This is a genomic window from Alkalibacillus haloalkaliphilus C5, assembly GCF_000269905.1.
Lineage (GTDB): Bacteria > Bacillota > Bacilli > Bacillales > Alkalibacillaceae > Alkalibacillus > Alkalibacillus haloalkaliphilus_A.
Window position 1 is genome coordinate 1 of record NZ_AKIF01000145.1, and the last position, 7,256, is coordinate 7,256.

Sequence of the window (7,256 nt, forward strand, 5' to 3'; positions counted from 1 at the left end):
CGGATCTGTAATATTGGCCTGTTGAAAAGCTGCTTTAATATTTTCTTGATCTTCTTTTGATAGAAATTGTTGAGTTTCCTTTTTTAGAGTTCTAACTTTTCGATGAATATATTCAGACAGCTCAATATCATAAACAATTAATTGATTTGATGATATTTGGCGCAATTCCGACTCAACTTTAAAAGTACATCGTTTTGTAAACGATACGATTGATATGAAAGAGTTTTGGTATTTAATGTCAATCAAAGCTGCTAGTGCTTTCATATGTCCATAGTTTTGATTAAATGGGTTCATCATTTTGAACTTCCCATTTACTGACCAAGTTTTGCGATCCTTCCCACCGTAAATTGTGCCTTGGTAGTTTTTAGTTTCAATAACGAAAAGTCCGTATGGTGTAATAATGACATGATCAACTTGTGAGTAGCCAGATTTAGCTTTAGGGTTTTTTATTAATAAGTCACTCAAATAATAGTACTCTTTCGGTAATTGATCTAGTTGAATATCAATCTTATATTCGCCAAGCTCGCCTTTTCTATTTGCAATTTGTTCCTGGTTTTGCTTAGGACGTGGATTTGTCAGTTCTTTTTTGGATTCTTTTTTCGATTTAAATATGTTCAAGATTAGAAACATAGGTGTTCTCCTTTTATAGTAGTATCAAGTATGTAATTCGATAGATTTCAACAAAATCCTTCAATGGAGTTTATCAATCATATAAAAATCGCCTAATCATTGTGGAATTAGGCGATTTTTTTGATATTTAGGCGAAATTTCCATTAATTAAGCGAATGCCGCGATAATTGGGCGAAATCCTCGATAATTAGGCGAACGCCCAATTAATTGAGCGTTCGCTTAATTAGTGTTTTCTAAAATTATGAGTGTTAAACTAGTGTAAATATCTCATAAGTTCGGAGTTGATCAAATGCAAATTCAGTGTACGAAGAAGTTGTTAAATGAATTGAAGTTTGAAGCGGACGAAAGAATTGAGCGGGACTCAATTTTTGATTGGCATGCTAATGTTTTTAAGATCGGCAGGAGAAAGGCGATTGTTTTGTTGAATGACCTTTCGCGTTACTCTATTTTACTTTATGGCGTGAAAGCGGATGACCTTCGTCGGTTATCTGAGGCTATCCCTGCAGCTATTAGTGAAGTGTTAGAGGCTGAGGGAATTGACCCAAGTGTCATTGATGAGTATATAAGGTCAGCTGGTGAGGTGACTTTTACTAATACGAAGTCACGGAAGATGGTTTCTGCTATGACGCAACGTGTAAGGGAACTCGAAATGATTGTCGACGACTTTTCTGGTGATGAAAAAGTCAAAGTCGACATCAGTAAGCATTGGAGTCGCTTCCTAACAGGTGACGGGCAGGGGAGTTATATCATCCCTAAAAACGTAATGATTGAGGAACTTGAAAAATTCGCAAGTCAGCCGATCTTTTCGAGCGATGCATATGAAGTTAAAGTGAGTTTGACTTTGGGTGATCATACAGCATGGAGAAGGCTAGTAGTTAAGGGTGACACCACGTTTTCGGAATTCAACGATATCATTCAAAGTGCATTTAATTGGGAGAGCAGTCACCTTTATGAATTTGTGATTGAAGGTAAGGAAATTGAGTATGGATCTGAATCTATGGCAGAACCTTTAAGCAGTAGGTTAGAAGGTGTTTCTGAATTTCAATATATCTATGATTTTGGTGACTTCTGGGAGCATCACGTAGAAGTCGAACGGAAAATTGAAGGCTATGCAAAGCAACATGCAACTTGTATAGATGGTGAGCACCCTGCACCACCTGAAGATGTCGGTGGAATTCCTGGATATTCAGAGTTTTTACGAATTATTAATGATAATAATGACCCAGACCACATGCACATGAAATCATGGTCAAGATGGTGGAAGCCCGAATTTGATATCAATTGGGTTAATCGAAAGCTCGAGCGTATGACTTGAAGATAATAAGGAAGATCGCCTAATTATTGTGGAATTAGGCGATTTTTTGATGATTAAGCGAAGTTCTTAATAATTGGGCGAACTCCTCGGTAATTAAGCGAACGCCTAATTAATTGAGCGTTCGCTTATATTGTCCCTTGATCCGCAGAGTGCCTGCGCGGTTCCATTATATGGATTATCAGCGACTTTTATAATAATCCGGCGAAAATCTCAGTATTCCGGCGATTTTTTCAATAATTCGGCGAAAATTTAATTTTTCCGACGAAACCGAGTGATAATCCGGCGAACGCCGAAAAAGTGAAGCATTCGCTTAACTGATCGGACCAACAGAGCCGGCTCCTAGGTCGTCCGCTCTTACGAATCTACCGTTGTTTTCATAGATTATGTGAGAACTCGAGTAGAGGAATGGTGTTATGACGAGTGAAATGGTGTTTGTAAGTGGACTTATAATTTTAATGATTATCGTTTTATTAATTGATCGATTTCGAGCGGAGTGGGTTGTTTTTATGGCGTTAATTGTGTTGCTGCTGTCAGGAGTGCTCGAGCCGCTTGAAGCAGCGAGAGGCTTTGTCAATGAAGGGGTCTGGACAATCGGGCTGTTGTTTATCATCGCTGGCGTGATTGAAAGAAGCGGGGTGATGACGCGGGTCGTGGAGAGGCTCTTGCGGGGAGCGGGTGCGGGTTCGGTGAGGGGTTTGGTCATCCGATTACTCGCACCTGCAGCTGGGGCTTCAAGCTTTTTAAACAACACGCCGATTGTCGTCACTTTAGTTCCGGTAGTTCGAAAGTGGTGTAACCGCCACGGCGTGTCAGAAACGAAACTGTTAATTCCGCTTTCTTACGTGACGATTTTAGGCGGAACCGTGACGTTGATCGGGACATCGACGAACCTTGTTGTTGATGGTTTGCTGCGAGAAGCGGAGATGCAAGGATTTGGCTTTTTCCAACTAGCGATTGTAGGTGTGCCGATTACTGTTGTAGGACTTGTGTATGTCGCGCTGATAGGTTGGAGACTTTTGCCTGAAAAGCGAGCTGGGCGAAAACGTCGAAAGCGGGGAGGTCGCCGGGAGAAAGTAGGTACAAGCCGTGGAAAAGAGTTGGACGGGTGGATCGCATTAGGGCTATTAGGTGCGGCGGTTGGGTTAGTCGCACTCGGCTTGGTGCCGATGTTGGTCGCTGTTGCATCTGTTGTCGTGTTACTTTTGGTAGCGCATGTTTTGAAAGTAGGAGAAGTCATCCGAACGATTCCGTGGCAAATTTTAATTCTCGTTTCTAGCGCGATTGGAGTGGGGCTGGCGATGTCAAAATCCGGCTTGGCAGACTGGGTCGCGGTGCACGTCTTGGCAGTCGCGGCTCCACTAGGCATGTTCGCCGTCATCGTCGCACTGTACCTTTTAACAAACCTATTCACCGAGCTGATGACGAACGTCGCCGCAGCCGTACTCATGCTCCCGATCGGCTTAGAAATGGCGCGCGTGCTCGGGGTCGATCCCATTGGCTTCGCCGTCGTCATCGCCATTGCCGCCTCCGCAAGCTTCGTCACCCCAATCGGCTACCAAACAAACTTAGTCGTCTACCAAGCGTGCGGCTACCGATTTGTAGATTTTGTTAAGGTAGGACTGCCGTTGAGCGTGGTCGTGATGCTAGTGACGAGTGGGGTGGTTTATTGGGTGGTGGTTTAGAGAGTGGGGTTGGTTTAATTAAGCGAAATTCTCGATAATTGGGCTAGCTACTAATTTAGCAGCATGGATCGTAGCGGTTCGGCTGCTTCCATTATCTGTATTATCAGCGAAATTTTCAGTATTCCGGCGAAAACCTCGATATTCCGGCGACTTTTTCAATAATCCGACGAAAATTTAATTTTTCCGGCGAAAACACCTTGGAATCCGGCGAACGTCGATTTACGACAAAATAAATAACCGCTCCTGATGTGGGGGCGGTTATTTTAGAAGGTATTCACTTCCTTTTGTATCACCTTTTCTTTCAAACTTTGAAAGTAACCTTTTTGTAGTAGATTCAGATTGAATTTTCAAGAATGATCTAGCTTCTTTATTAGTAATGTATTGCCGATCATGCAAAATTGCAAACTCTCTTAATGCTTGGAGATGTGCAGTCTTATCTTTGTGATTACATTTTGAGCAGTGCCAATTTCCGTGGATACGCTTCATAATCGTTGATTTACATTGGGTGCACCAAACGCCTTTTTTAATTAAGTGGTCGGTTATGCCGTAATAGTTTATGAGGTTGTTGTTTTTAGGAGTGTGTCGGATTTTTAATGATTTTGCGATTGTGTTAGCTTTTTGAGTACTAACAAGAGGGGTTTGATTTTGAGATTGGATTTTATAGATGTAGTTCGGAAGGTTCTGACTCGGGAAAATTTCGGTGGTGTTTTTATTGATGTTTATGATTGATTTTGGGTGAGTGAAAGCGACGCACGTATAAATAGGTAATAGATCTAAGCTAAGTCGAGACAACAAGTGAGAGAGTTGGGATCTTTGGATGTTTGCTTGGATGAGTGGGTTTTGATATACCTCAATTTCATCTTCATTTTCTTGAATAAGTTGACCGGATTCATTAATTGAAAGTGTCCCTTTTAAATGTTTGGCTTCAATAATCAATATGAAGCTTTGCGTTATGAGCAATAAGTCAATTTGAAAGTAACTATCATTTCCTTTCGCTCGAAAACCAAATAGTAGAAAGTGATCTTTAAGATTAAGAAGCTTTATATAATATTGAAGTGATCTCTCACCTAAATAACCAGCTAACTCTTTGCCAAGGCGGTCTTGAATCGTCTGATAGGTTTGATCATTTCTTTTATAGCGGGGAACAAGAGCTTCGAGTTGTTCAAGCTCAGGTGGTTTGCTGTGAGGGAGTATTATCATCGATCAGTCTCCTTTTCTATTAGGGACACTCTTATTATATAACAGAATGTACGTTCGTGTCTAGTTATTAATTCGAGGTAGTTTGCTATTCCATTATCTGGATTATCAGCGAAACCCGGTGATAATCCGGCGAAAATCTCGATATTCCGGCGAAAATTAAATTTTTCCGGCGAAAACACCATGGAATCCGGCGTTCGCCGAATTCCGCGTACGAACACCGCTCCCCCCCGCACACGAACGCCTCACCCAGCAGCAACTAAGGTGCACTCACCCCCTCGATTTTGATATACTTCTAATTAGAGGTGATAAAATGGCGGATAAAGTAGGACGAAATGATCCTTGCCCTTGTGGTAGTGGCAAAAAGTATAAGAAATGTTGTGCTCAGTCTAATGTTGTTGAGTTTTCTTCACAAGTAGTGGTTCAGGAGATGGATCAACATTGGCAAAATTTAATGGAGTATGTATTTGAGTTTCATCCGGATCTTATTTTTTATGAAAGTGCTACTGATGAAGTCGAACAGGTGAGACAGGTCATGAAGATGTTGTATTGGGCGTCTGTTATTGAGAAGTCTGGTCAAACGGCGATGGAAGGCTTTGTGGACCACATGTTGCCAAAAGTGAATCGCCCAATGACTAAATCAGCATTGAAGGACTGGAAACACTCTAAGCCGAGCATTTTCAAAGTGGAACAAGTGCAGTCTGAAGAAGTAATAGAAATGCTAGATCTGTTTACACACGATCGTTTAGAAGTTCGTAGGGGTTGTATTCCGGTAGACAATTTAAGTCAGGATCTTTATGTGATCGGATTCGCTTTAAGTTGGGGGCCTCAGTATCAAATTATGCCAATTGCTTATCCAGCAACGAAGTCTCATTATCATCAGGTTTTAAATGAGATAGGTGATCATAACGAATTTGTTGAACGCTTCCTTGATTTAATGGATCTTTGGTTTTCAGAGGTTGAGTTTGACGCGTTAGAGCTTTTGCAAAATGATAAAGCTAAACGAGTCGTTGAAATTTTGCGTGGCCATATGAGCGCAAAAGAAAAACAGAAGACTACTTATGATAATTTAGAAGTGGCTTGGGTCGATTTTTATGAAGTGAATCAACCGAGAATCCAAAAGGCTGAAGTGCTTGCTGCAACACTTGAGTACTTGTATTGGACGAGCCCGATGTTCGGTTTGCAAGATGAAAGCGTCACGATGAAAGAGTTGGCTAAAAAGTATGGCGTTAATTCGAACAGCATTTCCAACAGAGTTTATGAAATTGAAGATTATTTATTTGAACGTTTTCATGACATAAATGCTAATGAAGATGTTGCAAGTGGTCCTACATTGAAACATTTTTCAAAGCCTGGTTGGGATGTAGCTTCTGAACGTATGATGTATGAGATGAATAAAAAAGCGTCGTCTCAAACATTCAATGACGAAAATGAATTGAATGAATTCCTTAATAAAACGAAAGATGCTCCGTACACGCCTAAAAATGACGAAGAGCGTGCGCAGCTATTAGCATTCGAAGCTCATGAGGAAATGGAACCGTCAATAGTTGACCAAGTTCTGCAGTTAGACCCTGAAAATATCGATGGTCTTGTTTTGAAGGCGTTTTTTAGTGATGATTTAGATGAGAGTGAAGAGCTGTTAAAGAAAGCTATTGAAGTTGGAAAAGAGAAGTTGGATTTAGATGTGGTAGCTAAAGATGAAAATCCATGGATGATAATTGAAGTGCGGCCTTGGCTTCGCGCCTATCAAGCATTGGCTGAGCTCTACAATGATACTGACCGCCCGGTAAATGCGATTGAATGTTATGAGGCGATTATGGAGTGGAACTTTAATGACAATCAAGGTATTCGCTACCGATTGTTCCCATTATATATAGAAATGTACGAATTACCAGCTGCTGAAGGTTTGCTCGATATTTATCCGGCAGATGATGCTTTCCATTACTTTAACGAAGCGCTCTATGAGTTAGTGAAAGAAAACGGAAAGTTAACGCAAAAGGTCAAAAACTTATTACGAAAAGCCGATCATCGCAACCCTTATATAATCCCGATGTTAACTGGTAAACTGCCTATATTGTCTATAATGCCGCAGATGTTTGAACAAGGTTCACCTGATGAAGCGGTTGTTTATTGTCATATTAATGAAAGCGTTTGGATCGATTATTTGGACGCTTTGGAAGACGTAGAGACGGTATATTCCTAGAGATGAAATCGCCTAATTATTTGAGAATTAGGCGATTTTTTCTGTAATTAGGCGAAAATCTCGATAATTAAGCGAACTCCGTGATAATTGGGCGAAATCGGCAATAATTAGGCGAACGCTCAATTAATTAAGCGAAAGCCTAATCCCGCGCACGGTCCCGCGGTGGGTTCACTCCTCCCATTATTTGGATTATCAGCGAAATCTTTAATATTCCGGCGAAAATCTCGAT

5 protein-coding genes are annotated in these 7,256 nt (G+C 41.0%); 3 read left to right on the forward strand and 2 right to left on the reverse strand.

Annotated elements, in window-relative coordinates; translation table 11 throughout:
• A partial coding sequence (locus tag A194_RS0113090) for a nuclease-related domain-containing protein (protein ID WP_017187275.1) occupies positions 1-630 on the reverse strand: 630 nt, incomplete at its 3' end.
• Between the two features lie 289 nt (positions 631-919).
• On the opposite strand from A194_RS0113090, the gene A194_RS0113095 reads away from it, so the two are divergent.
• Positions 920-1,945 carry a plasmid pRiA4b ORF-3 family protein gene (locus tag A194_RS0113095; protein ID WP_017187276.1) on the forward strand — a complete coding sequence of 342 codons (1,026 nt, stop codon included), beginning with the start codon at positions 920-922 and terminating at the stop codon, positions 1,943-1,945.
• A gap of 413 nt (positions 1,946-2,358) precedes the next feature.
• The gene (locus A194_RS0113100) at positions 2,359-3,627 is read left to right on the forward strand and encodes an SLC13 family permease (RefSeq protein WP_017187277.1); all 1,269 of its coding nucleotides are present in this window, start codon (positions 2,359-2,361) and stop codon (positions 3,625-3,627) included.
• Positions 3,628-3,885: 258 nt separating this feature from the next.
• Here the strand turns inward: A194_RS0113100 and A194_RS0113105 are convergent, their stop codons facing one another.
• Complete coding sequence (locus tag A194_RS0113105; RefSeq protein WP_017187278.1) at positions 3,886-4,827, reverse strand: nuclease-related domain-containing protein; 942 nt, start codon at positions 4,825-4,827, stop codon at positions 3,886-3,888.
• Between the two features lie 310 nt (positions 4,828-5,137).
• Between A194_RS0113105 and A194_RS20825 the strand changes: the two genes are divergently transcribed.
• The gene (locus A194_RS20825) at positions 5,138-7,027 is read left to right on the forward strand and encodes an SEC-C metal-binding domain-containing protein (RefSeq protein ID WP_017187280.1); all 1,890 of its coding nucleotides are present in this window, start codon (positions 5,138-5,140) and stop codon (positions 7,025-7,027) included.
• Positions 7,028-7,256: the final 229 nt, after the last annotated feature.